19 protein-coding genes are annotated in these 25,773 nt (G+C 65.5%); 13 read left to right on the forward strand and 6 right to left on the reverse strand.

The genetic code is table 11. The features are described 5' to 3' along the window. Nucleotides 1-229: 229 nt before the first annotated feature. Nucleotides 230-4,450, reverse strand: a complete 4,221-nt coding sequence (locus ABLE71_RS19780; RefSeq protein ID WP_348785201.1) for a TIR domain-containing protein — start codon at nt 4,448-4,450, stop codon at nt 230-232. A gap of 269 nt (nt 4,451-4,719) precedes the next feature. Between ABLE71_RS19780 and ABLE71_RS19785 the strand changes: the two genes are divergently transcribed. Beyond that, nucleotides 4,720-6,813: a DUF294 nucleotidyltransferase-like domain-containing protein gene (locus tag ABLE71_RS19785; protein ID WP_348785202.1), complete on the forward strand. Its 2,094-nt coding sequence runs from the start codon at nt 4,720-4,722 to the stop codon at nt 6,811-6,813. Between the two features lie 6 nt (nt 6,814-6,819). On the opposite strand, the gene ABLE71_RS19790 is transcribed toward ABLE71_RS19785, so the two are convergent. Then, entirely contained in the window at nt 6,820-7,689 is an 870-nt protein-coding gene (locus tag ABLE71_RS19790; RefSeq protein WP_348785203.1) for an NAD(P)-dependent oxidoreductase, read from the reverse strand. Nucleotides 7,690-7,844: 155 nt separating this feature from the next. Between ABLE71_RS19790 and ABLE71_RS19795 the strand changes: the two genes are divergently transcribed. The 6 genes from ABLE71_RS19795 to ABLE71_RS19820 all read left to right on the forward strand — a co-directional run bounded on the left by ABLE71_RS19795 (nt 7,845) and on the right by ABLE71_RS19820 (nt 14,108). Beyond that, nucleotides 7,845-9,071, forward strand: coding sequence for an SLC13 family permease (locus tag ABLE71_RS19795; protein ID WP_348785204.1), 1,227 nt, complete (start codon nt 7,845-7,847; stop codon nt 9,069-9,071). A 61-nt stretch (nt 9,072-9,132) separates the two neighbouring features. Next, a complete protein-coding gene (locus ABLE71_RS19800) occupies nt 9,133-9,570 on the forward strand; it encodes a DUF3775 domain-containing protein (RefSeq protein WP_348785205.1) in 438 nt (145 codons plus the stop codon). Between the two features lie 61 nt (nt 9,571-9,631). Beyond that, the gene (locus tag ABLE71_RS19805; RefSeq protein ID WP_348785206.1) at nt 9,632-10,876 is read left to right on the forward strand and encodes an extensin family protein; all 1,245 of its coding nucleotides are present in this window, start codon (nt 9,632-9,634) and stop codon (nt 10,874-10,876) included. A 163-nt stretch (nt 10,877-11,039) separates the two neighbouring features. Continuing rightward, nucleotides 11,040-11,918, forward strand: a complete 879-nt coding sequence (locus ABLE71_RS19810) for an extensin family protein (RefSeq protein ID WP_348785207.1) — start codon at nt 11,040-11,042, stop codon at nt 11,916-11,918. A gap of 66 nt (nt 11,919-11,984) precedes the next feature. Continuing rightward, a complete protein-coding gene (locus ABLE71_RS19815; RefSeq protein WP_348785208.1) occupies nt 11,985-12,716 on the forward strand; it encodes an LssY C-terminal domain-containing protein in 732 nt (243 codons plus the stop codon). 84 nt (nt 12,717-12,800) lie between these two features. Next, nucleotides 12,801-14,108: a hemolysin family protein gene (locus ABLE71_RS19820; RefSeq protein ID WP_348785209.1), complete on the forward strand. Its 1,308-nt coding sequence runs from the start codon at nt 12,801-12,803 to the stop codon at nt 14,106-14,108. Between the two features lie 70 nt (nt 14,109-14,178). Here ABLE71_RS19820 and ABLE71_RS19825 read toward each other — a convergent pair whose 3' ends face one another. Further along, entirely contained in the window at nt 14,179-14,781 is a 603-nt protein-coding gene (locus ABLE71_RS19825) for an NADPH-dependent FMN reductase (protein ID WP_348785210.1), read from the reverse strand. An 85-nt stretch (nt 14,782-14,866) separates the two neighbouring features. Between ABLE71_RS19825 and ABLE71_RS19830 the strand changes: the two genes are divergently transcribed. Beyond that, entirely contained in the window at nt 14,867-15,250 is a 384-nt protein-coding gene (locus ABLE71_RS19830) for a helix-turn-helix domain-containing protein (protein WP_348785211.1), read from the forward strand. A gap of 3 nt (nt 15,251-15,253) precedes the next feature. On the opposite strand, the gene ABLE71_RS19835 is transcribed toward ABLE71_RS19830, so the two are convergent. Next, the gene (locus tag ABLE71_RS19835; RefSeq protein ID WP_348785212.1) at nt 15,254-15,652 is read right to left on the reverse strand and encodes an acyl-CoA thioesterase; all 399 of its coding nucleotides are present in this window, start codon (nt 15,650-15,652) and stop codon (nt 15,254-15,256) included. A gap of 165 nt (nt 15,653-15,817) precedes the next feature. Here ABLE71_RS19835 and ABLE71_RS19840 point away from each other — a divergent pair, with 165 nt between their 5' ends. The 4 genes from ABLE71_RS19840 to ABLE71_RS19855 are packed head-to-tail and all read left to right on the forward strand — an operon-like array spanning nt 15,818 to nt 19,901. After that, nucleotides 15,818-17,434: a GMC family oxidoreductase N-terminal domain-containing protein gene (locus ABLE71_RS19840; RefSeq protein ID WP_348785213.1), complete on the forward strand. Its 1,617-nt coding sequence runs from the start codon at nt 15,818-15,820 to the stop codon at nt 17,432-17,434. Beyond that, nucleotides 17,431-18,642: a mandelate racemase/muconate lactonizing enzyme family protein gene (locus ABLE71_RS19845; protein ID WP_348785214.1), complete on the forward strand. Its 1,212-nt coding sequence runs from the start codon at nt 17,431-17,433 to the stop codon at nt 18,640-18,642. Before ABLE71_RS19840 ends, ABLE71_RS19845 begins: the two co-directional genes overlap by 4 nt. A gap of 23 nt (nt 18,643-18,665) precedes the next feature. Continuing rightward, nucleotides 18,666-18,974: a hypothetical protein gene (locus tag ABLE71_RS19850; protein WP_348785215.1), complete on the forward strand. Its 309-nt coding sequence runs from the start codon at nt 18,666-18,668 to the stop codon at nt 18,972-18,974. Nucleotides 18,975-18,977: 3 nt separating this feature from the next. Beyond that, nucleotides 18,978-19,901 (forward strand): NAD(P)-dependent oxidoreductase, encoded by a 924-nt coding sequence (locus ABLE71_RS19855; RefSeq protein ID WP_348785216.1) that lies wholly within the window; start codon nt 18,978-18,980, stop codon nt 19,899-19,901. Nucleotides 19,902-19,962: 61 nt separating this feature from the next. Here the strand turns inward: ABLE71_RS19855 and ABLE71_RS19860 are convergent, their stop codons facing one another. Both ABLE71_RS19860 and ABLE71_RS19865 read right to left on the reverse strand, forming a co-directional pair. Further along, nucleotides 19,963-20,889 carry a diacylglycerol kinase family protein gene (locus ABLE71_RS19860; RefSeq protein WP_348785217.1) on the reverse strand — a complete coding sequence of 309 codons (927 nt, stop codon included), beginning with the start codon at nt 20,887-20,889 and terminating at the stop codon, nt 19,963-19,965. A 554-nt stretch (nt 20,890-21,443) separates the two neighbouring features. Beyond that, the gene (locus ABLE71_RS19865) at nt 21,444-22,475 is read right to left on the reverse strand and encodes a CapA family protein (RefSeq protein WP_348785218.1); all 1,032 of its coding nucleotides are present in this window, start codon (nt 22,473-22,475) and stop codon (nt 21,444-21,446) included. A 150-nt stretch (nt 22,476-22,625) separates the two neighbouring features. On the opposite strand from ABLE71_RS19865, the gene uvrB reads away from it, so the two are divergent. Next, entirely contained in the window at nt 22,626-25,769 is a 3,144-nt protein-coding gene (gene uvrB / locus ABLE71_RS19870) for an excinuclease ABC subunit UvrB (RefSeq protein ID WP_348785219.1), read from the forward strand. Nucleotides 25,770-25,773: the final 4 nt, after the last annotated feature.

Here is a 25,773-nt window from a genome sequence, read left to right on the forward strand (position 1 = left end):
GACACCCGATTCAGGTCAGGGCTTCCCTGTCCAGTCCCGTCTTCGCGCATCGCCGCAAGCGGGATTGAAGCCCGGCACGATCCCCCTACCCGGCAGGGTTTTATGTGGCTGACCATCATGCATATGGCATTCGTCGTATCGGCGCTGCTGCTCGCCTACATAGAAAGGCTGACGGGTTGGAGGGCAGAAGACCAGCAACGAGGCGGACACCTGACGGCAGGCCGCAGATCTAGTGCGGTGCCGGCGCACGCCAGTCCCGCGCCTGCCGGTAGAGCGCGACGAGTTCAGCCGGCGGCATGGTCTCGCCCATGTCGCGCACGAAGGAAAGCACCCAGTCAAGCGTATGCGGGTCGTTGAACGGCTCCGGGTCCGCATGATTGTCGTAGAGATCGAGGCCGAGCAGCGCGTAGAAGCGAGAGCGCTCGGCCGCACCCGGCTTGTCGCCGAGTTGCGCCAGCCGCCAGGACAAGACGATTGCCGCCTGCGCCCGGTTCGGGCTGCCGGCGGAGGCCAGCATGGCAAGCGCCTCGGCCGAGGCTTGCCCCGCCGGCGCAATGCGCGCCATCTCCGTCGCCCCGGTCCAGAGCGACCACGGGTCGCCGGCGGCAGCCGCCTTGTCCATCCATTCCGCCACCGTGCCGACCGGCGGCAGCTCACCCTTCTTATCGACCTCGATCAGCCGGGCGATGCCGCGCATGGCGATGGCGTAGCCCTTGTCGGCGGCAACGCGGTAGCCCTCATAAGCCTTGCGCAGATGGCCAAGCCGGTCGTGCATGCGCGCCACCTGGTAGATGGTCTGCGGGTCGTCGGGCGCACCCGTCAGAGCCTTCTCGCAGACGGGCAGCGCGGATGGCGCGTCGAGAGTCTCGAACATGATGCCGGCGGTGCGCCTGTCGCGGTCGTAGGGATTGGCGGCGAGCGCGTCGCATTGCCCGGCGTCGGGCGTCGGCGCCGGATTCTCGCGGCGCGGCGGAATGATGAACGGCTTGATCGCCGCGAGGTCCGGGCGCTCGCGCCGTCCTGTGCCGGTCAGCCCGAACCGGCTGCGGTCCACCGACGACACGATGCCGTGCCGCTTGGCGCGCAGCCATTCGACGAAGGCCGGTCCGTCGGGTAGGATGTCGGCTCCCGGCAGGCGGGGCAGGATGGTGATTCCGCCGGCCTGGTCGACGATGACGATGCGCCCGTCCGGCAGGAAACGCATGGCCAGGAAGTCGTCCTGCAGCGGACGGCTATGCAGGACCTTGCCATCCGCAACCGAGGCGATGGTGACGACGCCTCCGACATCCACGACGGCGACGATCTCGCCATCCGGCGAGATCTCGGCATGGACGGGGTCGACGAAGTCGAGGCGGAGCGTCCGCGCGCCTTGCCCTTCGACGGGAAACAGGACGACGGTGCCGTCGGCCCTCGCCTCGACAAGCTGGCTGCCATCGTCGCTGACGGCCCGCACGGCGCCGATCGTCCCGAAACCGGGTACGTGCACCACTTCGGCTCCGGCGTCGCCCACCTTCACCGTCACGACCCTTGATCCTGCGTCGAACACGACAATGCGACCGTCGCGCGAGGCGTAGGCATTCGAGCTGCTCGAATAGCCTTCGATCGCCGGCAGGAAGGCGCGGAGAGCGCCGGTGACGGCGTCCCATACCGCCAGGCCTTCCTCTCCTCCTGGCTCCTGCGCCTCGAAGCCCGCGAAGACGAGACGGCTGTCGCGGGAAAAGAACTGCCCCAGATACGACGCCTGGCGACCGTCGATCGCAAGCGCCGCCACCTGCTTTCCGGTCGCGGTATCGATGAGGGTCATCGGCTTGTCGGCTCGATCGGTGTAGTCCCCGGTCAAGAGAACCCGTGTGCCGTCGCGGCTGATCGGATCGGACCAGTAGTAGCTGGACCCCTCGGCACGACCGCGTTTCTCGCCAAAGGAGAAGAATTCGGTCGGCGTCCTGAACAGGCGCGCCTTGCTTTCGGGTCCTTCCGGCGCCACCGCCTCGATATCTTCCAATCGCGTTGCCGCGCCGCTCCCCATGTCGACCGCAGTGATGGCATCGACCTGGCCGTCGGAAACGAAAAGCGTCTTGCCGTCCGCGCTGACGACGATCTCGCGCTCAAGCACCCCAACACCGCGATTGCTTTCTGGAACCCAGTCGGGAACGGTGTAGGTCGGCGCGGGAAGGCGCCACGCGCGCAAGCGCCCGTCTTGAGCGGTCGTGTAAAAGGCAAGGCCATCCGGGGCGAACGCGCCATACTGTACGGTGCTGCCATGTCCGGCGAACACCGAAAGCGGCTTCATCTGCCCGACGACGTCGAGCGTCTCTGCCGTATTCACGGGAAGACAGACCTTGTCGCTGGCGGGCAGACGCCACAGCTTGGCGGTGCCGTCTTCGGAGAGCGTCGCCATGCGCGCCCGCTCCGTGTCGAGCACGATGCCCTGGACGCCGCCGGTATGAGCGGGAAGCGTCACCGACTCCGTCATGCCTTCAAGACAGCGCAGCGTCAGCGAGCCGTCATTGTGCCCGCTGATCGCGACCCGGCCGTCCGCCGTCAGCGCGATCGTGTTGATGTCGCGCGACATTGTCTCGCTGGTCAGCGCGCCTTCAGCGACCGACCAGGCCTTGATCGTGAGCTGGGTCGGAGCGGCGACGACCCTGCTGCCGTCTTCGGAGATGGCGATCGTCTTCGTCAACGGCATGGCGGCGCCCAAGCGGTTTGAAGCCCCGCCGGTAAGCCTCTGGCGCAGCGCGCCGGTGCGCGCATCAAACAGCTTGACCGAACCGTCCCTGGCCTGCGGTCCGGTTATTGCTATGGTGCCGGAATCCGGCGTTATCACGAATTCAGAGGCTGCGCCCGAGATCTGGAAACTCGCTGCCGCGACCGCCTCGACGATCGGATCGGCGCCCCCCTCGGTAAGCGGCATGCGCGCTGCGATCTCCTCGAACGTATCCCCTTCCAGAACGTGCAGCAGCGCGCCGGTCGCCGCGTCGTAGAGAAGCACCATGTTAGCGTTCGTGCTGAGCGCGATGTAGCTGCCGTCCGGCGCGTATTCGACCCACTTCGTGTAGGCCGCCCGCTTGTCGGGCAAGGTCAGAGGGAAGCGCTGCCTGCCCGACTCGGCGTCCCAGACGGCCGGCGTCTTGCCGCCGGCGGCCGCGATCGACTTGCCGTCGGCGCTGAAGTCGAGCCCCGAGACCACATCGTCCATCACCTTGACCCGGAAGCGTTCGGCCAGCGTGCCGGCGTCGAAGACGTGCAGCATGCCCTGGCTTTCGCTTTCGGCGTCGCCGGCCGTGCCAACGGCGATCAGGCGGCCATCCGGGCTGACCGCGACCCGGAAGGCATTGTCGAGCACCTTGCGCTCGCGCGCTGCCGGCATCTGCTCATGGGCTCGCCTCAGCACGAGTTCGAGTTCGTCGGACAGCGGCGCCTCGTCCTCGCGGTCGCGTGGCGCAACGTCGAGGCCGAAGCCCATCGCGATGTCGGGACGGCCCGACGACAGGTAGGGCTTGGCGACGCTCGCCACCCGGCTGACCTCGCTTGCCAGCGCCGCGTTGCGCTCCTGCTTGGCCCGCGTCTCATTTGCTTGGGCCACCGTGCGCTGCCGCTTCGCCTCGGCTTCCTGCGTCAGCGCCCGTTCCTCGTTGGTCTGCGCCGCCTGGCGCTGTCGTTGCGCCTCGGCCGCCTGCTCGTTGGCGCTGATGCCGAACCAGATAGCGGCGGCCGCCAGCGCCACGGCCACCAGCGCCGCCGCAACCGAGCCTGCAACGACGCGCCGCTGGCCGCTGCGCTGCGCTGCCCTGCTGGCCAGGATCAGTTCGAGAATCTCCGAGGCGGGGGCAGGCGCGCCGCGCGGCGCCCGCACGGACCATGCCTCGGCCTCCGACAGCGCCCGTCCGCGCAGCAAGAGCGCGTGGTCGCGCCCCTTGGCGGCCCATTCGCGGGCGTCCTCGCCGAGGCTCGTCGACTTCTTCAACCACTCCCGATCGGTGTTCAGCGCCTTGACGAGATCGGCCTCGTGCGTCGCGGCCTCATAGGCGCCCTGCGCCGGCAGCAGATGGATCTTTCCCAGAGCTTCAGGCAGCGAAGCGGGCGGGGTGGCACGCACCACCACCGGCACCAGGCGCTTCGACAGCCGGGTGACTTCGCCGAGCTCCCAGTTGCACCATTTCGATTTCACCGAATCTGGCGACACCAGCCAAACGACCGTGTCGCTGGCGGCGATGAAACCGGCCAGTTCCTTCTGCCACTCCTCGCCATAGGGCAGATCGCGCCGGTCGATGGTGACGGCAAAGCCCTGGCGCTCAAGCGCTTCGACGAGCGCGTCGGCCGCCGCCATGTCGGCGCGGGAGTACGAAAGAAAGATCTTTAGCGCGTTGGTGGAAACCGTCGCCGGCGCAGCTTCCTGCTCGGCGGGATCCGCCTGTCCCGACTGCCGTTGCGTCCGAAACGCCGCCAAGGATGCCCCCAACCTCGGCGCCACTCTACTCGCCAAAGATTGTGGCAGCAATGGCACGCCCGCATGCGCTTGGGCTCGAACTCTCCGGCCTGTCATGGCAGGGGCGCTAGGCGATCCCCATATCGCTCGCGATTCGATGGCAAACAACTGAATCACAGCATCCTCCTCCCCGGCCGGGCTTCTACTTTCTCCCGATGACGAAACCCTCGGTCGGTGCCAAAGTAGGCATCGTGAAGAAAGGGACTCGGATACGGGCCATAGGCGGTGCGATGCCGCTCAAGGCGCTGGAGGCCGTGGCGGTGGACACCGAAACCACCGGCCTCGACACCTCCGTCGCGCGCATCGTCCAACTCGCCGGAGTGGCCATCACGCTGGGCGTCGTGCACACCGAAGAGGCCTTTCAGACACTCGTCCACCCTGGCGGACGGATTCCGCCCTCCTCGACGGCCATCCACGGCATAACGGACGATGCGGTGCGAGACGCGCCGCATTTCCTCGATGCCTACCGGCAGTTCGAACTGTTCTGCGCCGGCCGAGTTGTGGTCGGCCACTCGATCGGCTTCGACCTTGCTGTGCTGGAACGGGAAGCCGCGCGGGCGGGCGTACCATGGCGGAAGCCGCGCACGCTGTGCGTGCGGCTGCTCGGGCTTGTCGTCAACCCACGCTTACCCGAGGAGTCGCTCGATGCACTCGCCGGATGGCTCGGCGTCGCCGTCCACAACCGCCATACCGCTCCCGGCGATGCGATAGCCACAGCCGAAATATTCACTGCGCTGGTGCCCCATTTGGCGGGACGCGGCATCGAAACGCTGGCGCAGGCTGAACTCGCGTGCCTTGACCTGTCGAACAAGCTCGAAAGCGCCCATCGCGCCGGCTGGTCCGATGCGATCTCGCCCCCGGAACTGTCGGCCGTCGGCGCCGTCGATCCTTATGCCTACGCCCATCGGGTACACGAGTTGATGAACCGGCCTGTCGTGGCCGTTGCCGAGGAAACCACGGCAAAGGAGGCGATCGATCTAATGGTCGCCCGCCGCATCAGTTCGGTTTTCGTTTCGCGCAACGGCGAGCCGGGCGGGCCGGCAGCCGACTACGGCATCGTCACCGAACGCGACATGATGCGGCTCATCGCCGCCGGAGGCGCGGAAGCGCTTTCCAGACCGGTTAGGGAATTCGCATCGCGCCCGCTCGCCACCATAGCCGGCGGAGCGTTTGTCTATCGCGCCATCGCGCGCATGGACCGCCTAAAAATACGCCACCTAGCCGTGCGCGACGAGCGCGAGCGACTGGCGGGGGTTATCTCGGCGCGAGACCTGTTGCGCCTGCGGGCGGGTGTGGCCCTCGGTCTCGACGATGCCATAGGCTTCGCCGGGAACGCCCGGGCGTTGGCGCAGGCATGGGCAACGCTGCCGGCGGTGGCGCGCGCGCTGGCGGCGGAGGACATCGATGCTCGTCTCATCGCCGGCGTCGCTAGTGAAGAAATCCGCGTCATGACCCGGCGCGCCGCCGAACTGGCCGAGATCGCCATGAACGAAGCGGGGCGCGGTGGGCCACCCTGCGGCTACGCGCTCATGGTTCTGGGCTCCGGCGGTCGAGGGGAGAGTCTCCTCGCCCCCGACCAGGACAACGCCATCGTCTTCGAGCGCGGCGAGCCTGACGGGCCGGAGGATCGCTGGTTCGCAGAGCTTGGCACGCGCGTGTCGGATACGCTCCATGCCGCCGGCATCCCGTATTGCACGGGTGGGGTCATGGCGAGGAATCCGGCATGGCGCGGTTCCGTTGCCAGCTGGAGCGACCGCATCGGCCACTGGGTCGAGCGCGCACGCGGTGAGGATCTGCTCAACGTCGACATCTTTTTCGATCAGCGGCCGGTCCATGGCGAGCTATCGCTGGGGGCGGATCTCTTCGACCGCGCCTTCGCCGCTGCCGCTGGCAGACCACCCTTCGCCAAGCTGCTGGGCGAGCAGCTCTTCGACCGGCCGAGCCCGTTCACCTTGCTGGGCGGCATTCGGACCGACGGCGGGCGCATCGACCTCAAGCTGCACGGACTGTTCCCGGTGGTCACGGCGGCGCGCGTGCTGGCGATCCGCCACGATATCCGACGCCGGTCGACCAAAGGGCGCTTTGAAGGCCTGGTGGAGCGCGGCCTCGGCAACCCTTCGGAAATCGCCGGTCTCTTGGCGGCCCACCACCTGTTCGTCGCGCTGATGCTGGAGCAGCAGGGCCATGACGTCGAAACCGGCATTGCCGTCTCCAACAAGGTTGCGACCGCCGCGCTGCCACGGTCTCGTCAGGCTGAGCTGAAATCCGCTCTCAAGGCTGTCCAGGCCGTGCCTGATCTTGTGCGGGACCTGATGTTCGGGTGACGAAATTCAGCCGAAGGTCCTCGCCACCTTCGTCTCGCTGCGCGCAAACACTTCATCCGGCACGAAGAAATCGCCGGCCAGCGGACCCTTCGCGTTCGGCGCGTAGACAGAAAAGTCGGTGATGCCCTCTTCGCGCAGCACCTCCTCGTCGATGAAAAAATTGCCTGATGTCTCGCGCGCCGTGCGCAGGAAGATCGCATGCGCCGCGTCGGCCAGTATCTCCGGCACCCGGCTCATCGCCGCCACGCTTTCGCCGCCGAGCAGATTGCGCACCGCCGCCGTGTCGATGGCCGTCAGCGGCCATAGGGAATTCACCGCGATCCCGTCCTTGGCGAACTCGGCGCTCATGCCGAGCGTGCACATCGACATGCCGAACTTCGCCATCGTGTAGGCGACGTGGTTCCTGAACCATTTCGCTTTCATGTCGAGCGGCGGCGCGAGGTTCAGGATGTGAGGGTTCGCCGCCTGCTTCAGGTGCGGGATGCACAGCTTCGATACTAGGAACGTGCCGCGCGTGTTGATCTGGTGCATCAGGTCGTAGCGCTTCATGTCGGTCTGAAGCGTGCCTGTCAGGCTGATGGCGCTGGCATTGTTGACGCAGATGTCGATGCCGCCGAATTTCTCCACCGTCTTGGCGACTGCCTCGGCGACCTGCGCCTCCTCGCGTATGTCGCAGAGCGCCGGCAGCGCCTTGCCGCCGGCCTTCTCGATTTCTTCGGCGGCCGTGTAGATCGTGCCCGGCAGCTTGGGATGCGGCTCGGCGGTCTTTGCCGCGATCGTGACATTGGCGCCGTCGCGCGCGGCGCGCAGCGCAATAGCCAGCCCGATCCCGCGCGACCCGCCGGAAATGAACAGCGTCTTGCCCTTCAGCGACATCGTTTCCTCCTCAATCCGCGCCGATCCTATCGCGGATAGGCCCACTTACACTGCCGGCGTCAACTGCCGCATCAGGAAAAATTGTTGCAGCCCCCGCGCGTCGGACGCCTGTTTCCGCTATCTCAGGGTCCCCTTGGGGATTCGGCGCACACCGCATGACCACGCTCGCAGTTATCGTCTTCGTCCTGACTTACCTGGGCATGGCGCTGGGTCGCGTCCCCGGCCTCGCCATCGACCGGACCGGCGTCGCGCTCCTGGGGCTGATCATCCTTCTCGCTTCGGGCGACCTGACGCTGGATGATGCAGGCGCGGCGGTAGACATGCCGACGATCGCTCTGCTCTTTTCATTGATGATCCTGTCGGCCCAGTTCGAGCACTCGGGCTTTTACGGCTGGGCCGCGAACCGCATTATCCACGCGGCCCGCAGCCCCAAGGTTCTGCTTGCCGTCTTGATAGCGGTCACCGGCGCCCTTTCGGCCGTCTTCACCAATGATGTCGTGGTTTTCGCCCTGACGCCGCTGATCGCCACCGGGCTGCTGTCGCAAAAGCTCGACCCGCGGCCGTATCTGATCGGACTTGCCGGGGCGGCCAATGCCGGTTCCGCCGCCACGCTCATCGGCAATCCGCAGAACATCCTGATCGGCCAGGCCGGTGGGCTCGACTTCTGGACCTATTTCCTCTTCGCGCTACCGCCGACGCTCGCCTGCCTCGCCATCACCTTCGTCGCCGTGGCGGCCACCTGGCGGCTTGTTCCGAGCCACGAAACGATGCCCGTTGACGCCGTCACCGCGCAAATCGACCGTTTCCAGATGGCGAAGGGTCTTCTTGCGGTGGCCGCCCTTGTAGGGCTCTTCCTGACTCCGCTGCCGCGCGAGCTTTCCGCGCTCGCCGTCGCCGGTATGCTGCTGATGTCGCGCCGGATGTCGTCGCGCGCTATGATCGGCGCCGTCGACTGGCACCTTCTCCTGCTGTTTGCTTGCCTCTTCGGCGTCACCGCCGCCTTCGCCAAGACCGGTCTGTCGCAGGACGGGCTGGCCTGGCTGGCGGCGCAAGGGCTTCTCCCCGACCGCCTCTCCGTATTGACGCCGCTGACGCTCGCCGCCTCCAATACGATCGGCAACGTGCCGGCGGTCATCCTGCTCATCAAACTCTTGCCCGACCTGTCGGATGGCGTGCTGACCGCGCTCGCCCTCCTGTCCACCTTAGCCGGAAACCTGCTGCTCACGGGATCGCTATGCAACATCATCGTGGCCGAGCGGGCCGCAGCCTCCGGCGTCAGGCTTGGTTTCGTCGATTTCGCAAGGTCGGGCGTTCCGATGACCATTGCGAGTCTGGCGGCAACCGTTGCCTGGCTGTGGGCCGCTGGGCTGGTCCGCATCTGAGAACAGCGCTTACATCCGGTACTGCAATTTGCTTATTATCCCGGAAACACGGGAGTGCCGCGTGCAAAAACCTGTCGAACAGGTCTGGGACCTGACGATCGCGCCGGATACGGTTCGCCTTATCATCGAGAAGGCACGTACGATCAGCGCGGCCGTCAACGAGGATTATGACGATGGCGCCGAGCATGAGGTCGAGTTCGGCGAAGGCGCCCGCGACAACCATCATCACGACGGGCTCGCCGAGGAAGAGACCGGGGACCAGACGGAAGGGGAACTGCGCCAAATCATCCACGAGTTGAACGTCGACGAAAAGGCCGAGTTGATCGCCCTCACCTGGATCGGCCGCGGCGACTACGAGCCCGCGGAATTCGCCGATGCCGTGAATGAGGCGAGACAGCGCAACTACAGGAGCACCGCGCGATATCTGCTCGGCATGCCCATGCTGGGCGACTGGCTCGATGAGGGCCTGGAGGCGATCGGCGTGTCGGCCGCGCAATGATTTGCGAGCGGGCCGATCGCAACCGGCATGCAACCCGCGCGTGAGGCGGGCGTTGACTGCCATGGGCAAGCTATCGATCCCCCGACTGGCTTTAGCCATGACGATCTTCGGAATCTTTCTTTTCCCCCCGACAGACTCGTTCGCGGCAAAAAGCTGGCTGGAGAAGCTGTTCGCTCCGCCGCAACAAAAAGTGTCGAAACGCCGCAAGCCTCGTCCCGCGGCAAGAATTGTCACACCTCTGACAGCACCGGTGCCTGCGGCAAAGCCCGAAAACGAGCCGTCAGCCGACGATGAAGAGCTGCCGCAATCGTCCGACGTCGTTCCGCTGCCCAACGACAGTCCGCAAGCCGCCGCGCCGGTGACGAAGCCCGCGGGCCCTGTACAGGGCCCACCGTTGCCGCAACCCAAGCCGGCGCTTCCTTCAGACGACGTTCCAGACGATGCGGGCGCAACGCTGCCCGAAAACGTCGATTCCGTGCCCATTCCTGAACCGAACCCACGCGCGACGTCGGAAGACAAGCAGCCCCAGCAAAACCCGGCTGGCCCCGTCCAGGGACCGCCCATGCCGCCGCCTGCATTCGAAGCATCCCCACAGAACCAGACGCCACCGGAAACCGTCCCCATCCCTGAACCGAACCCGCGGACGGGCACCGAAAAGCCGGATGAGACGGTGCCAGCCAAGGAGGCGGAACCCACCGACGCTCTTCCCGAACCGATGCTCACCGACCCCCGCATGGCCGACCGCCCAGACCCGTCGGGCCAGTTGCCGGCCGAAGAGATTGCCTGCCGCCAGCGCCTCAAGGAACTAGGCGCGGAATTCGAGGACCGAGCCGCGGCGAGCGATGCCGCCGGCTGCTCCATGCCCTACCCGGTGACGTTGAAGTCGCTCGGGACCGGAATCGGCCTGCTCCCGGTGGCCGAGATGAACTGCGCCATGGCCGAGGCCGCCGCACGCTTCGCCCGGGATGTCGTGTCGCCGGCCGCGGAGCAGAAGTACGGCGAGAAGCTGAAATCGATCACCCACGCCTCCGCCTATGTCTGCCGCCCGCGCAACGGCACGCGGAAGCTGTCGGAGCATGCCTTCGGCAATGCGCTCGACATTGCCTCCTTCACGCTCACCGGCGGCACTACGATCGCAGTTCGGATAGAGCCCGACGAGAAGGCCGCGGCCTTCCTCGGTGATCTGCGCAGGGCGGCCTGCGGCCCATTCAAGACCGTCCTCGGCCCTGGCAGCGACCCCGATCATGCCGAGCACATGCATTTCGACCTTGCACCGCGGCGCAACGGCGGCACCTTCTGCCAATAGTGCGTGTCACGCCCGCGCCCCGCCGCAATTCGGCCGCACCGGTAAACGGCACCGCTGAGTTTTCCTTTACACTTGTTGCCTAAGCTTGGTCTTCTCCAGAGCATGATCCCGACAGGCACGCCGTTTCGGGGCTCTCATATGTATTGAGTTCGGAGCAAACCCGATGGCGACTGAAGGCCGCGACCGCCTGCAAGTCTGCGCGAAAACGGCATCCTTGCGCCTTGTATTCGTTGGTGGGCTCATCCTGCTCGCAGCTTCAGTTGCCGCCTGCACCACCGGAAGCGTGCTGTCGCTCGAGCCTGCCGTCGACGTCGGCTCCTCGACCGCCGCCGTACCTCGCATGGCTTCACCGGCCCCTCCCCGCGTCGAGATGGCGGCCATCGCCCCGCCGACCGCCGGCTTGCAAACTCTCGTTCCTTCCGACCCCTATCTTGTCGGCTATCCGCGCATAGACCCGCCAATGGCGTCGCCCCAGATGGACGGCCAGACCGACTATTTGCCGCCGGAAGAGGTCGATTGTCGGCGCGAGCTTAAACGGCTCAAGGTGGAATTCTCCGATCTCGCACCGATCCGCGAAGGCCAATGCGGCATCGACCATCCGGTCAAGGTCGCGGCCATCGGCAGCGTCGGCATGAAGCCCGCCGCGACGCTCTCCTGCGCCATGGCGCTCACCTTCGCGCAGTGGACGAAGAACGAACTCGTGCCGTCGGCCCGACGCCGCTACTTCACCGGCGTGCGGACCATCCACCAAGGCTCCAGCTATTCCTGCCGCAAGATCGCCGACAGCCGCGGCGTGCTCTCCGAGCACGGCAAGGGCAACGCCCTCGACATCATGCGCATCGAACTCAACAACGGCAAGGACATCGACGTGAAGAAGCCAGGCCTCTTCGCCTTCCGCCAGCGCGGTTTCCTGAACAATGTGCGCGCCGACGGCTGCCAGTATTTCAACACGGTGCTCGGCCCAGGCTACAATTACGACCACCGCAACCACTTCCACTTCGACATCAAGCAGCGCCGCAGCAACCACGTCGCCTGCCGCTGACGCAGGCACTTGGGCCCTGACCGGCTTTCGCTTGGCACCGGGCAGCCCGCTCGTTAGACTAACCGGATGACGGCAACGCCACCGGATCCGACGAAGCACCACCCGCGACGGTCCCGCCGGGCCGCGACGGTGAGCCTGGCGGCTCTGCTCGCCTATCTCGCGGTAGCCTATGTCGCCGCGCCGGAATTCTGGTGGTTCCACGACGGCGGTCTCGATCGTCTCGACATGCGTACCACGACGACGGACGGCATCCCCGGCGATCCGATCAACATCGGGCTCGTCGGCGTAAAGGAGGAGGTGCTGAAGGCTTTCTCGGCCGCCGGCTGGAAGCCTGCCGACGCCATCACCCTGAAGACAAGCATCGAAATCGGCATCAGCGTTGCGCTCAGGCTGCCCGATCCGGACGCGCCGGTCAGCACCCTGGTGTATGACGGCAGGCGGCAGGATTTGGCTTTCGAGAAGCCCGTCGGCGGAAGCGCCGACCAGCGCAATCATGTCCGTCTATGGCACAGCGACCCACTGGCTCCCGGCGGGGACGGCCCGCTCTGGCTCGGGTCGGCAAGCTTCGACCGAGGCGTCGGCTTCAGTCACGATACCGGGCAGATCACCCACCACATCGGTCCGGATCTCGACGCCGAACGCGATCTGGTCATCCGTGATTTGAGCGAGGCCGGCTGGCTTCGCTCGACCTATGAGATTCCGGGCTCGGGCGCGACGGATTCGGGACGCAATGGCGGCGGCGATCCCTACTTCACCGACGGCAAGGTCATGGTTGGGGTACTCGGAACCGAGGATTGAACTCTCAAACGCCGGCCACACTCCATTGCCTAAATCCGCCAAAGGCTATTTTGTGCAGTGCCGTTGGGATGCTATTGAGCCCTGATGGTTTATCTGGAAATTGCGATTGTCGCCGTTCTTGTCTGCGTGAACGGCCTCCTGGCCATGTCGGAACTGGCGATCGTTTCGGCCCGTCCCGCCCGACTCAAGGCAATGATCGACCGTGAGGTGAAGGGCGCGGGCCGCGCCTTGGCGCTCGGCGCCAACCCCGGCCGCTTCCTGTCGACCGTCCAGATCGGCATCACGCTGGTCGGCGTGTTGTCGGGTGCTTTCTCGGGGGCCACGCTCGGCGAAAGGCTTACCGATATGCTGATCGCGTGGGGCATGTCGCCGGGAGTCGCCACCCCTCTCGGCGTCGGCGCGGTCGTCGCGGCCATCACCTATGGTTCCTTGATCGTCGGCGAGCTCGTGCCCAAGCAGATCGCGCTAAAGGATCCGGAAGGGATCGCGGTCATGGTCGCGCCGGCCATGACCATCCTGTCCAAGGTCTCTATGCCGCTGGTCTTCCTGCTCGATTTTTCCGGCCGCGCCGTTCTCTGGCTGCTCGGCCAGTCGGGCGAGAGCGAGGAGAAGGTTACCGACGAGGAGATCAAGATGCTCGTCGCAGAGGCCGAGCATCACGGCACGATCGAATCCGACGAGCGCCGCATGATCGCCGGCGTCATGCGGCTCGGCGACCGCGCGGTGCGCGCCGTCATGACCCCGCGCACCGAGATCGACTGGCTGAACCTCGAATGGGACGAGGCTGCCGCGAAAAAAATGCTGATGGAGACACAGCATTCCCGCCTTCCGGCCGGTGAAGGCGTGGTCGACAACATGATCGGCGTCGTCCAGACCCGCGACCTGCTTGCGGCGATGCTTGAAGGAAAACCGTTCGAGCCCCGTAAGCATATCCGTACCGCGCCGATTGCGCACGACCAGGCCGACGCTCTCGACGTGCTGACCATCTTGCGCGAATCCGAGGTCCCCGTGGCGCTGGTTCATGATGAATACGGCCATTTCGAAGGCATCGTCACGCCCGCCGACATTCTCGAGGCGATCACCGGTGTTTTCCGGTCCGACCTCGACGAGCAGGACGAGCCGCCGTCGGTGAAACGCGAGGACGGCTCATGGCTGCTGGCCGGCTACATGCAGGCCGACGAGATGGCCGATCAGCTCGGCATCGATCTGCCGGAGAACCGCGACTACGAAACTGTCGCCGGCTACATCCTGTCGCATCTTCACCGCCTGCCGGCGACCGGCGAATGCGTCGACGCCCAGGGATGGCGTTTCGAGGTGGTCGACCTGGACGGCCGCCGCATCGACAAGGTCATAGCCTCGCGCCTGCCCGGAGTGCATCGCGCGAAGAAGTAGCCGCCAGGCTGGAGAATTTGAAAGGGGCAGCTTTCGCCACCCCTCGCTGCCGTCCGGGGGTGGATCGGGCCTACGCTGCGACTTGCTCAGTCTGGAGCTCGTCGGCGCGCGCCTTCTTCAACACGTTCGCCCACCAGGCAAGGTCGTTGAGCGCGGTTGCCGCCGCCTGGTTCAGATGCTCGAATTCCTCGATCTTCTTGCCCTGCTGCAGGATCTGGATGAAGTCGCCCCACACGATGTGGACGGCGTAGCGGCTGGGCGCCATCTGCAGCTCGACCGCATGCAGGCGCAGCTGCTCGATCGCGCGCGCGCCGCCGACGCCGCCATACCCCACGAAGGTGATCGGCTTCCGATTCCATTCGGTGTAGGCGTAGTCGAGCGCGTTTTTCAGCACCGCGGTCGGCCCGCGATTGTATTCCGCAGCGATCACGATGAAGCCGTCGAACTCGGCGACCTTCTTCTGCCAGCGCAGCGCGACCTCGTTCTTCGACGGCGCCCAGAGCGACGAAGCAGCCTCGTCGAAGAAAGGCATCGGGTAGTCGCGCAGGTCGACGACCTCGATATCGAAATCGCCGCGTGCTTTTGCTATGTTGGCGATCCATTCCGCCGGCTTGTCGGCGAAACGGGTGGCGCGTGTCGAGCCGACGATCACGCCGATCTTGGGTTTGGACATATCAGTCTCCTATGAAGCCCTAGTATCTGGTGGATACCTGAAATACATAGGATACTGACAAGAGGCCCCACAAGGAGGCACTTTTTTGAAACCAAGGCACGTGCACCGCACCGAGGATTGTCGCGCAGTCAGCGATATCCTCCAGCGCGTCGGCGACAAGTGGACGGTGCTGGTTGTCGGCAAGCTCGGCGACGGGCCCCTGCGCTTCAACGAACTGCGCTCGGCCGTCGGAGGCATATCGCAGAAGATGCTGACGACGACTCTACGCGGGCTCGAACGCGATGGCTTCGTCACCCGCACCGTCTTCCCGACCATCCCGCCGCGCGTGGACTACGAGCTGACCGAACTCGGCTGCGAACTGCTCAAGCCGGTCACCGCGCTTGGCGATTGGGCGCGCAAGAACACCGGGCGCGTCAACGCCGCCCGCGCGAGATTTGACGCGGCAATGGCCGGAATTGCCGCGAAATAATGGCTATTCGTCAGGCACCGGGCTCGGCTTGCCCTCGCCGTCGAGCGCCACCATGATGAACTCAGCGTGCGTGACTTTCTCCATGACATGCGTCAGGTAGCGTTGCGCCCAGGCCTCGACCTTGAGCGTCATCGAGGTACGCCCGACCCGCGCCACGTCCGTGTAGATGCTGAGCGTATCTCCGACCTTCATCGGCGCCGCGAAGGACATTTCCTTGACCGCGGCGGTCACCACGCGGCCGCGTGCGCGCTCGGCGGCGCGGATGCCGCAAGCGAGATCCATCTGCGCCATGACCCAGCCGCCGAATATGTCGCCGGCAGCGTTCGTGTCAGCCGGCATGGCCAAAGTCCTCAACGTCAGTTGCCCGATCGGTCGGGCTTCGTTGTCGGTCACCTGCGTCATCCTCGCTGAACCTGATCCGCACCTCATGCCGCAGACTTGCCCATATTCCAAGGGCTCGGCCTGGCCTTCTTCGGTCGCATTTTCCACAGGCCATGCCGGAACGGCGCATGACGCGGCGACGGCCGCGGGACTAGCTTCGGCAAGCTTCCATCCGAGAGCCGCCGCATGCACACCTATGATTTCATCGTCGTCGGCTCCGGCTCCGCCGGCTCTGTCGTCGCCGAGCGGCTGTCGGCGAGCGGCCGCTTCTCCGTGCTGGTGCTGGAGGCCGGCGGCAGCGATATGCGCTTCTTCGTCCAGATGCCGCTCGGCTACGGCAAGACCTTCTTCGATCCCGCCGTCAACTGGAACTATCGCACCGAGCCCGACGCCGGGCTGGCGGGCAACACCGACCATTGGCCGCGTGGAAAGATCCTCGGCGGTTCGAGTTCGATCAATGCGATGGTCTGGATCAGGGGCCAACGCGAGGATTTCGATGCCTGGGCCGCCGCCGGCAACCCCGGCTGGTCCTATGCCGACGTGCTGCCGGTCTTCAAGGCGATTGAGGACAACGAGTGCGGCGCGGACGAATGGCGGGGCGTGGGCGGGCCTGTCAGCATTGCCGATTGCCGAGACAAGGTGCACCCGCTGACCAAGCGTTATCTCGAAGCCGCCGAGCAGGCTGGCCTGCCGATCAATCCGGACTTCAACGGCGCAACGCAGGAGGGCGTCGGGGTCTACCAGATTAACGCCAGGGGCGGCCGCCGCATGTCGGCCGCGCGCGCCTTCCTGCGCCCGGCAATGAAGCGCCCGAACGTCCGCGTCGAAACGAATGCGCTGGCGACGAAGATCCTGTTCGAGGGCAGCCGGGCGGTCGGCGTCGAATACGAGCAGCGCGGCCGGATCGAGGCGGTCCGCGCCGGCCGCGAGGTCATCGTCTCGGCAGGCTCGATCAACGCGCCGCAACTCCTCCAGCTTTCCGGCGTAGGCCCCGCGCCCCTCCTTAAAAACCTCGACATCCCCGTCGTCCACGCCAACCCCAATGTCGGCGCCAATCTGCAGGATCACGTCGGCATCAACTACACATTCAAGGGCCGTCTTCCCACTCTCAACCAGATCCTGCGTCCCTGGTGGGGGAAGCTGACCGTCGGGATGCAGTACATCCTGCTGCGCAGCGGCCCACTGTCTTTGTCGATGAACGCCGCCGGCGGCTTCTTCCGCACCGATCCCGCAATGACGCGGCCGAACATGCAGCTCTACTTCCAGGCCTTCTCGACCGTCATTCCCAAGAACGGCGAGCGGCCGATCCTCACTCCCGATCCGTGGCCCGGTTTTTCCGTTGGCCTTTCCAACTGTCGCCCGTCGAGCCGCGGCGAGATCATGGTCCGCTCGGCGAACCCGCGCGACTATCCCAGCATCGTCGCCAACGCCTATGCGACGGAGAGCGACGTCGCCGAGATGCTCGCCGCGGTGAAGTTCGTGCGCAGGATCGCCGCCCAGCCGGCGCTGGCCGAGATCATCGAGGAGGAAGTCCTGCCCGGTCCTTCGATCGCCTCCGACGAAGACCTGATCCAGGATTTTCGCAGACGCTCCGGTACGGTCTACCACCCAGTCTCGACCTGCCGCATGGGACCCGACCCGTCGCAGTCCGTCGTCGACCCGCGCCTTCGCGTCCACGGCGTCGACAGCCTGCGCGTCATCGACGCGTCGATATTCCCGGACAACATTTCCGGCAACACCAACGCCGCCTCTATCATGACTGGCTGGAAGGGCGCAGAAATGGTTCTGGAGGACCAGAAATGAAAATCACCGACGTGAAGACCTGGGTCGTCGGCAATCCGCCACCCGGCATCGGCGGCAAATATTTCATCTTCGTCAAACTCACCACCGACTCCAATGTCGTCGGGTACGGCGAGGCCTACAACGCCACCTTCTCCGCCCATGTCACTGCCAGGATGATCGAGGACATGGCCGAGCGCTATTTCATCGGCCACGATCCGCACGACATCGAGACCTTCTTCCGCCGCTGCTACTCGTCGGGCTTCACACAGCGCCCGGATGTGTCCGGCATGGGCTGTTTCTCGGCGCTGGAGATCGCCTGCTGGGACATCATCGGCAAGGAAGCGAACAAGCCGGTCTACAAGCTGCTCGGCGGCCAGGTGCATGAGAAGCTGCGCACCTACACCTACCTCTACCCGCACACCGGCAGCGTCCACACCGAGGATGTCGGCCCAAGGAACGTCTACAACGATCCCGATCTTGCGGCCGAATGCGCCACGCTCTACGTCGAGCAAGGCTTTACCGCGGTGAAGCTCGATCCGGCCGGCCCCTACACGGCCTTCGACGGCCATCAGCCGCGCCTTCACGACATCGACCTTTCCGCCCGCATGGTGAAGGCGATCCGCGAGGCGGTCGGTAACAAGGCCGATATCCTGTTCGGCACGCACGGCCAGTTCACTGCGTCCGGCGCGCTGCGCATGGCGAAAGCAATCGAACCATTCGACCCGCTCTGGTTCGAGGAGCCGGTGCCGCCGGATATGCCGGAGGTGATGGCTGAGGTCGCGCGCGGCACATCGATCCCGATCGCCACCGGCGAGCGGCTGACCACGAAGTTCGAGTTTGCCCGCGTCATCGAGCAACGCGCCGCGACCATCCTGCAGCCCGATCTCGGCCGCTCCGGCGGCATTCTCGAGACCAAGAAGATCGCAGCGATGGCCGAGGCCTACCACATCCAGATCGCGCCGCACTGTTATTGCGGGCCGATCGTCGGCGCGGCCAACATCCAGCTTGCCGTGACGCTGCCGAACTTCCTGATCCTCGAGTCGCTCAAGCAGTGGGACGGCTTCCATGAGAAGCTCCTGAAGAAGAAGATCGAGTGGCAAGACGGCAACGTCATCCCATCGAAGGAACCCGGCCTCGGCGTAGAGCTTGACGAGGCGGTCTGCGACGCACACCCCTACACCGGCAAGGACCTGCACCTTCAGATGGCGCAGGACCCGCTGTTCCCGTGAGCGATCGAGAGGGACGGACAGGGATGACACGACTAGATCGGAACGCACCTCTGCCGGACGAGATGCAGGGGCGTTGGGTCGAGGTGGACAACGGATCGATCCTCATTATCGATGGAGGAGAGATCACCTGTTTTGGGCAGGTCGTCGAATATGACTACAAGGAAATCAGCGAAGTCGCTGGCGGGTTAACGGTAACCTTGGGAGTCGATGACAAAGCTCAAGAAGATACATTCCAGCGCGCTAACATTACCGGCTTGGTGATATCGCCCGAAGGCGATTTCCTGGCCTACAATGTCAAGTTTGGTTGCGAGTTCGTCCGCGAGAGTTCTTGATACATGCGCCAGCCCGTTAGCTACGCCTTCATCGGCCTCGGCCATCTCGGCGGCCACCTCGCCGCATCGCTGTTGCGCAACGGTTTTGCCGTCACCGTCCACGATCGCGATAGGGCCGCCGTTGCACGTCTTGTCGCCCTTGGCGCCACCGCCGCCGCCAGTCCAGCCGAAGCAGCCGCCCGCGCCGGCAACGCCATCACCTGCCTTCCCTCCCCCGCCGTCAGCGAGGCGGTGCTGGCCGGCCCCGAGGGTCTGCTCGCCGGGATGCCCGTCGGCGGCACCTGGATCGAAATGTCGACCAACGGCCGCGACGAAATCGTGCGCCTCGCGGCTCTCGCTTTGGAGAAGGGCGTCGACACGCTGGAGTGCCCCGTCACCGGCGGCGTCCATCTCGCGGCCGTGGGAAAGATCACCGCGCTGGTCGGCGGCGACCCTGCGCTCTACGAACGCCACCGCGCGGCGATCGAGGCGATGTGCGCGCGTTCCTTCCTGATGGGGCCGGTCGGCTCGGCGGCGGTGATAAAGGTCATCACCAACATGCTGGCCTTCATCCACCTCGTCGCTGCTGGCGAGGCATTGATGCTGGCCAGACGCGGCGGGCTCGACCTCGCCCAGGCCTACCACGCCATCGCCGCTTCCTCGGGCACCAGCTTCGTCCACGAGACCGAAAGCCAGCTGGTGCTCAACGGCTCCTATGACATCGGCTTCACCATGGACCTTGCGCTGAAGGATCTCGGCTTCGCGCTCGCCATGGGCGATGAGTTCGGCGCGCCGCTTGATCTCGCCACACGCGTCAACGCCATCTTTCAGGAGGGCAAGGCGGCGTACGGCGGCGGAGCCTGGTCGACCATGATCGTCAAGCTGCTGGAGGATGCGACCGGAACGGACCTGCGCGCGCCCGGCTTTCCGGCCAAGCTGGAAGCATGAGAATATCATTCAAATCAACAGCGTAAGCCGGCAATCGGAATCAAACTCACAATCACTTGATTCAATCCCTGAGCATGATCGCCCCCGGCAGAATCTCGAACGTCGCCGGTATTCGTCCCGGCGATTCGCCATCGGCCTCCACCAGCAGGTCGGCGTTGCCGAGGGGTTCCACTGTGACCCTTTTGCCGCGCAGGATAGTGATCGCGTGGTGGTTACGGTGCCGGCCGCCGTAGAGCAGCCTCATGTCCCGGACCAGCCCCAGCTTGCCGGCCGCGCGCAGTATGACGATGTCGAACTGTCCATCGTCGAGTTCCGCGTCCGGCGCGACCATCATACCGCCGCCGAAGAAACGCCCGTTCGCCGCCGCGACCAGCCCGACACTCGCCTCGATCGGCTCGCCGTTGTCGACGGTGATCCGCACAGTCTGGAAGCGGTAGCGGATGAACTCGGCCACCGTGCGCCAGTAGAACAGCGCCTTCGCCGAAACGCGTCCCTTCCGCTCGTCCGCGTTGACCGCACGCGCGACGGCGCCCGAGACGCCAAGGCTTGCGATGTTGATGAAATGGCGGCTGGCCAGTGCGCCGTGATCGTCGATGTAGGAAACCCTGCCCGCATCGATCGCCCGCCCTTTCGAGGCTGCCATGCGGCGGATGGTGGTCGCGAAATTGCCTTCCAGGCCGACCCCTCTGGCGAAGTCCGCGCCCGTGCCGCAGGGCAATATGCCGAGCGCGGCCCTGTTCCCCTCGGCGGCTCCCTTTATCAGGCCGTCGGCGACCTCGCTCAGCGTCCCGTCGCCGCCCGCCGCGATCACCAGCCCGCAGCCATTGGCGGCGAGGTCCATCGCCAGCGTCGAGCCGTCGCCTGCGGCTTGTGTCTCGCGCAGGTCGAAATCGCCGAATGCGGCCTTCAGCGCCACACCGATATCCAGCCAGTGGCGCTTCAGCCTGCCGCCGCCAGCGACCGGATTCAAGATCACGCCCACCTTCATCGCTGTCCTCCCCCGGGCACCCTGTTGCAGTTTCGCGTCGGCGGCAAGCGGTCGTGTTTTTAGTCGGCTGGTCCCCGTTAATCCCGTTTTCCACAGGCTGGCGGCTATTCCCTCCACCCCTTCGCGGGCCTAAGGTCAGGTCATCTCAGGCCCGACACCGAAACAGCGCCGCAAGGCGAAGCGGAAGTGAAGGGAACCACCTGGGGAACCCCGAGACCGGGGCGGGAAGGCGGCGGGCTTGCTCGCGCGCGCCAGTCGACGGACGGGGGACCGCGGGAAGCGTGCAAACGCCACGGCGGACCGATGCTGCCATGAAAGGCCGGGAAAGACTTTCGATGGCACGTCAGCGGACCCTTCGGGAGAAGCAGGCGTAGGTCCGGCAGATGCGAAGCCTTCGGGAAGCGCTTTGTCGAGACCGTCACGACAAAGACCGGCGCGGCCTGCTGCTTTCGGGCGGCGCGCAAGCGCAAGGTTCTGGTCTGACAGGGAGGCGCTGGGAGAAATCCCGGCGCCTACTCTGTCTGAGCGTCGCTCGCCTCGATCCTGCGGGCCCTTCAGCCTTTGAACACCACGCCCAGCCGCGCCCTGGCATTCTCCGCGGCGCGGCCCTTAGCCGCCTCGATGGGCAGCAGCCTCTCGTGTCGCCCGTGGCTCTCCCGCGCGAACGGCACGACCCGATACGCCGCGAGTTCGCCTCGCGTCCCCTCGTCCGCGCTGACCTCGATCGACAGGATCGCGCCGAGCCGCAAGGGCCAAGGCTGGCGCGGCAGCACGGTGCCGAGAAAATCGCCGAGTCCGTAGGCGACCAGCGTCCGCCCGATCGCTTCGACCGGTTGGATGACATGGGCATGACCCCCGACGATCAGCCCAAACCCCTTCCTGGCAAGTTTGCTGGCGAGCGCGCGGGTTAGTGCTTGTGGAAAATGTCGGAACTCGAAGTCCCAGTGCGGTACGGCGCACAACAGATCGGCAGCGTTCGCGTTCTTGCGCCACCCGCCGATGCCATCCGCCATCGTCACGCGCCCGGCGAACTCAGCCTTGCCGGCATTGCGCCATTGCGTGAAGGCGAGCAGGCCGATCGTCAGCGGCCCGGCCTTGACGTTTCGCACCAGACCATCGGCGGCCGTGCCAATCGTCCTGATGCCGCGCGCTTTCAACACGGACAACGTCTCGTCGAAACCCGACGCGCCCTGGTCGAGCGCATGGTTGTTCGCAAGCGACAGCACCAGCTGCGCTGGCTCGATCCCGGCTACGGCCAGCACCCGGTCGAGGAATGTGGGCGTCATCGCGTGGCGGGTCCCAAGCCTCGTCGCCAGTGGAAACACCGGGCGCTCGACCACAGGACTCTCGCAATTGGCAATGACCAGATCCGCCCCGGCTATGACCCCCCTCAGCGCAGGGTCAATCTCCGGCGGCTCGCGATTCGCCACCGCCGAGATGTCCCCGAGGAAAACCAGCCTCGCGACGGCGGCAGGTTGTCGCCATCGCTGCTCCATCGGCCCGAAATCGACGGGGGCTCCTGCCAGTGACGGCGTGAGCAACCGCGGCAGCCAAGAAAGCTTGTAGGACAGCGGAAAATTCGACACGGCCGACCTGACCTGTTTCGTTTCCGCTTGGCAAGGCGGACCTCACGACCGTCCGCCTCCTGACACCCTCCTGTCAGCATGCCATCTGGGCGTCCTGCTGCCGCGCAACCGGCACTTCCCATTCCGCCTGACTCGCCCCATATTCGGGTCATGGCCAAAACTCCCGAAAAGAATTCGCCGGCGGCGGACGGCTCGATGCCCTATCGCAAGCGCGGCAATCCGATGACGGATTATCTCGACGCCTCCGAGCCGCTGGAGCGCAAGGGGTTTGGCGAGGCGCCGCAGGCGGAGTTTTCCGGCACGCCCTTCGCTGGCTCGATCTCCGACTGGGCCGAGCAGATCGAGAAGGAAGCCGAAAAGCAATCGAAGCCCAAGCCGTCAAAAAAGATCCCCGAGCGCTCATCCGCGCCGACCAGGACCGCGCGCGGCACCTCGATGGGCGGCGCGGCGACGGCCAAGGAACGCGCCGCCGCAGGCCTCAACCCGGTGGCCGGCCTCGACATCTCGCTCGAAGATGTCGGTTCGTTGGACAATTCCGGCGTCACCGCCACGGTCGCCGCGCTTTCCGCGCTGATCGAGAGCGGCAATCCGCTGCACAAGAACGGCGAGTTGTGGGTGCCGCACCGCCCGGCCCGCCCGGAAAAGTCCGAAGGCGGCGTCGCCATCAAGATGGTGTCGGACTTCGAGCCGGCCGGCGACCAGCCGCAGGCGATCAAGGACCTCGTCTCCGGCATATCTGAGAACGACCGTACCCAGGTGCTGCTCGGCGTCACCGGCTCCGGCAAGACCTTCACCATGGCCAAGGTTATCGAGGAGACGCAGCGCCCTGCGCTGATTCTCGCGCCCAACAAGACGCTCGCTGCCCAGCTCTATTCCGAGTTCAAGAAATTCTTCCCGGAAAACGCGGTCGAGTATTTCGTCTCCTATTACGACTACTACCAGCCCGAGGCCTACGTTCCGCGCACCGACACTTTCATCGAGAAGGAGTCGTCGATCAACGAACAGATCGACCGCATGCGCCACTCGGCGACGCGTTCGCTGCTGGAGCGCGACGACGTCATCATCGTGGCGTCGGTCTCCTGCATCTACGGTATCGGCTCGGTCGAGACCTATACGGCGATGACCTTCCAGATGCAGGTCGGCGACCGGCTTGACCAGCGTGCTCTGCTCGCCGACCTCGTGGCGCAGCAATACAAGCGCCAGGACATCAATTTCGTGCGCGGTTCCTTCCGCGTGCGCGGCGACACGATCGAGATTTTTCCTGCCCACCTTGAGGATTCCGCCTGGCGCATCTCGATGTTCGGCGACGAGATCGAGAGCATCACCGAGTTCGATCCGCTCACCGGCCAGAAGACGGGCGACCTCAAGTCGGTCAAGATCTACGCCAACTCGCACTATGTCACGCCGCGCCCGACGCTGAACCAGGCCATCAAGTCGATCAAGGAAGAGCTACAGCACCGCCTGCAAGAGCTTGAAAAGGCTGGACGTCTCCTGGAAGCCCAGCGGCTGGAGCAGCGCACGCGTTTCGACCTGGAGATGCTGGAGGCTACCGGCTCCTGCGCCGGCATCGAGAACTATTCGCGCTATCTCACCGGCCGCCGCCCCGGCGACCCGCCGCCGACGCTGTTCGAATACATCCCCGATAACGCGCTGGTCTTCGTTGACGAAAGCCACGTCACCATCCCGCAGATCGGTGGCATGTACCGCGGCGACTTCCGCCGTAAGGCGACGCTGGCCGAATACGGCTTCCGCCTGCCTTCCTGCATGGACAACCGTCCGCTGCGCTTCGAGGAGTGGGACGCAATGCGCCCGCTTTCGGTCGCCGTGTCGGCAACGCCCGGCGGCTGGGAAATGGAGCAGGCCGGCGGCGTCTTCGCAGAGCAGGTGATCCGCCCGACCGGCCTGATCGACCCACCGGTCGAGGTGCGCCCGGCCAAGACGCAGGTTGACGACGTGGTCGGCGAGATCCGCGCCACGACCAAGGCCGGCTACCGCACGCTGGTCACCGTGCTGACCAAGCGCATGGCCGAGGATCTCACCGAATACCTCCACGAAAACGGCGTGCGCGTGCGCTATATGCATTCCGACATCGAGACGCTGGAGCGCATCGAGATCCTGCGAGACCTGCGCCTTGGCGCCTTCGACGTCCTGGTCGGCATCAACCTGCTGCGCGAGGGCCTCGACATTCCCGAGTGCGGTTTCGTCGCCATCCTCGATGCCGACAAGGAAGGTTTTTTGCGCTCCGAGACCTCGCTCATCCAGACGATCGGCCGCGCCGCCCGCAATGTCGACGGCAAGGTCGTCCTCTATGCCGACCACATCACCGGCTCGATGGAGCGGGCGATGGCCGAGACCAATCGCCGCCGCGAAAAGCAGCTTGCCTGGAACGAAGCGAACGGCATCACCCCGGAAAGCGTCAAGTCGCGCATCTCCGACATTCTCGACTCGGTCTATGAGAAGGACCACGTCCGCCCCGATATTTCCGACTTCGCCGCCGACGGCAACATGGTCGGCAACAACCTCAAGGCGCATCTCGAATATCTGCAGAAGAAGATGCGCGATGCCGCCACCGACCTCAACTTCGAGGAGGCCGCCCGCCTGCGCGACGAGATCAAGCGGCTGACCGAAATGGAGCTGCTGGTCTCGGACGATCCGCTGGCGCGCGACGTTGAGGCGCAGAGCCCTTCCAGCGGTCGCGAAAAGGGCAAGCACAACAAGGGCGTGGCCAAGCATCGCACCGTCGAGGAACGCGAGCGTTTCCGCCAGATGGATGCGGCCCGCGACGCCGAAGCCGCGGCGAAGGCCGCCCGGCCGAACCTCTTCCGCAAACCTGATCTCGACGAGATGGGCGCCGACGGCGCAACGCCCGCCAAGAAACCGCTCTTCGCCAAGCCGTCGATCGACGACATGGGACCGGGCACGGACTCCGTGACGCCGGCCGGTGCGGTGTCGCGGTCGCTGTTCAGGAAGCAGACCGCGGCTGAAGCCCACGGCTCCGACTTCGGTCTACCCGACGACGCGCCAAAACTGTTTCGCAAGAACTCGCTCGACGAGATGACCGTGCGCCGCACCGAAAAGCCGGTGGAAGGAAAAGTGCCGGCCAAGCCACAGCCGATCTCCCCCCTTGTGGGGGAGATCGCCGGCAGGCCAGAGAAGGCCGCGAAAAATCGCGACTCTTCGGACGACGCGAAACCGCTCGTACGGGCTCGCGCAGGTGTCGGCTCCTACGAAGAGTCGCGTGACACCGGCAGCCAGAAGAAGCGCACTGGCAAGACCGGCCGTCCGGGCCGGTAACCCG

The organism is Mesorhizobium sp. KR9-304, assembly GCF_040049215.1.
Classification (GTDB): Bacteria; Pseudomonadota; Alphaproteobacteria; order Rhizobiales; family Rhizobiaceae; genus Mesorhizobium_K.

Bases quoted from the DNA above. Each gene is read 5' to 3' on its own strand.
- ABLE71_RS19785 (WP_348785202.1), top strand. From the start codon at position 4,720: ATGCCGCTCAAGGCGCTGGAGGCCGTGGCGGTGGACACCGAAACCACC.
- ABLE71_RS19850 (WP_348785215.1), top strand. From the start codon at position 18,666: ATGACACGACTAGATCGGAACGCACCTCTGCCGGACGAGATGCAGGGG.
- ABLE71_RS19790 (WP_348785203.1), bottom strand. From the start codon at position 7,689: ATGTCGCTGAAGGGCAAGACGCTGTTCATTTCCGGCGGGTCGCGCGGG.
- ABLE71_RS19860 (WP_348785217.1), bottom strand. From the start codon at position 20,889: ATGAAGGTGGGCGTGATCTTGAATCCGGTCGCTGGCGGCGGCAGGCTG.
- ABLE71_RS19840 (WP_348785213.1), top strand. From the start codon at position 15,818: ATGCACACCTATGATTTCATCGTCGTCGGCTCCGGCTCCGCCGGCTCT.
- ABLE71_RS19820 (WP_348785209.1), top strand. From the start codon at position 12,801: ATGGTTTATCTGGAAATTGCGATTGTCGCCGTTCTTGTCTGCGTGAAC.
- uvrB (WP_348785219.1), top strand. From the start codon at position 22,626: ATGGCCAAAACTCCCGAAAAGAATTCGCCGGCGGCGGACGGCTCGATG.
- ABLE71_RS19835 (WP_348785212.1), bottom strand. From the start codon at position 15,652: ATGACGCAGGTGACCGACAACGAAGCCCGACCGATCGGGCAACTGACG.
- ABLE71_RS19810 (WP_348785207.1), top strand. From the start codon at position 11,040: ATGGCGACTGAAGGCCGCGACCGCCTGCAAGTCTGCGCGAAAACGGCA.
- ABLE71_RS19855 (WP_348785216.1), top strand. From the start codon at position 18,978: ATGCGCCAGCCCGTTAGCTACGCCTTCATCGGCCTCGGCCATCTCGGC.
- ABLE71_RS19795 (WP_348785204.1), top strand. From the start codon at position 7,845: ATGACCACGCTCGCAGTTATCGTCTTCGTCCTGACTTACCTGGGCATG.
- ABLE71_RS19825 (WP_348785210.1), bottom strand. From the start codon at position 14,781: ATGTCCAAACCCAAGATCGGCGTGATCGTCGGCTCGACACGCGCCACC.
- ABLE71_RS19845 (WP_348785214.1), top strand. From the start codon at position 17,431: ATGAAAATCACCGACGTGAAGACCTGGGTCGTCGGCAATCCGCCACCC.
- ABLE71_RS19805 (WP_348785206.1), top strand. From the start codon at position 9,632: ATGGGCAAGCTATCGATCCCCCGACTGGCTTTAGCCATGACGATCTTC.
- ABLE71_RS19815 (WP_348785208.1), top strand. From the start codon at position 11,985: ATGACGGCAACGCCACCGGATCCGACGAAGCACCACCCGCGACGGTCC.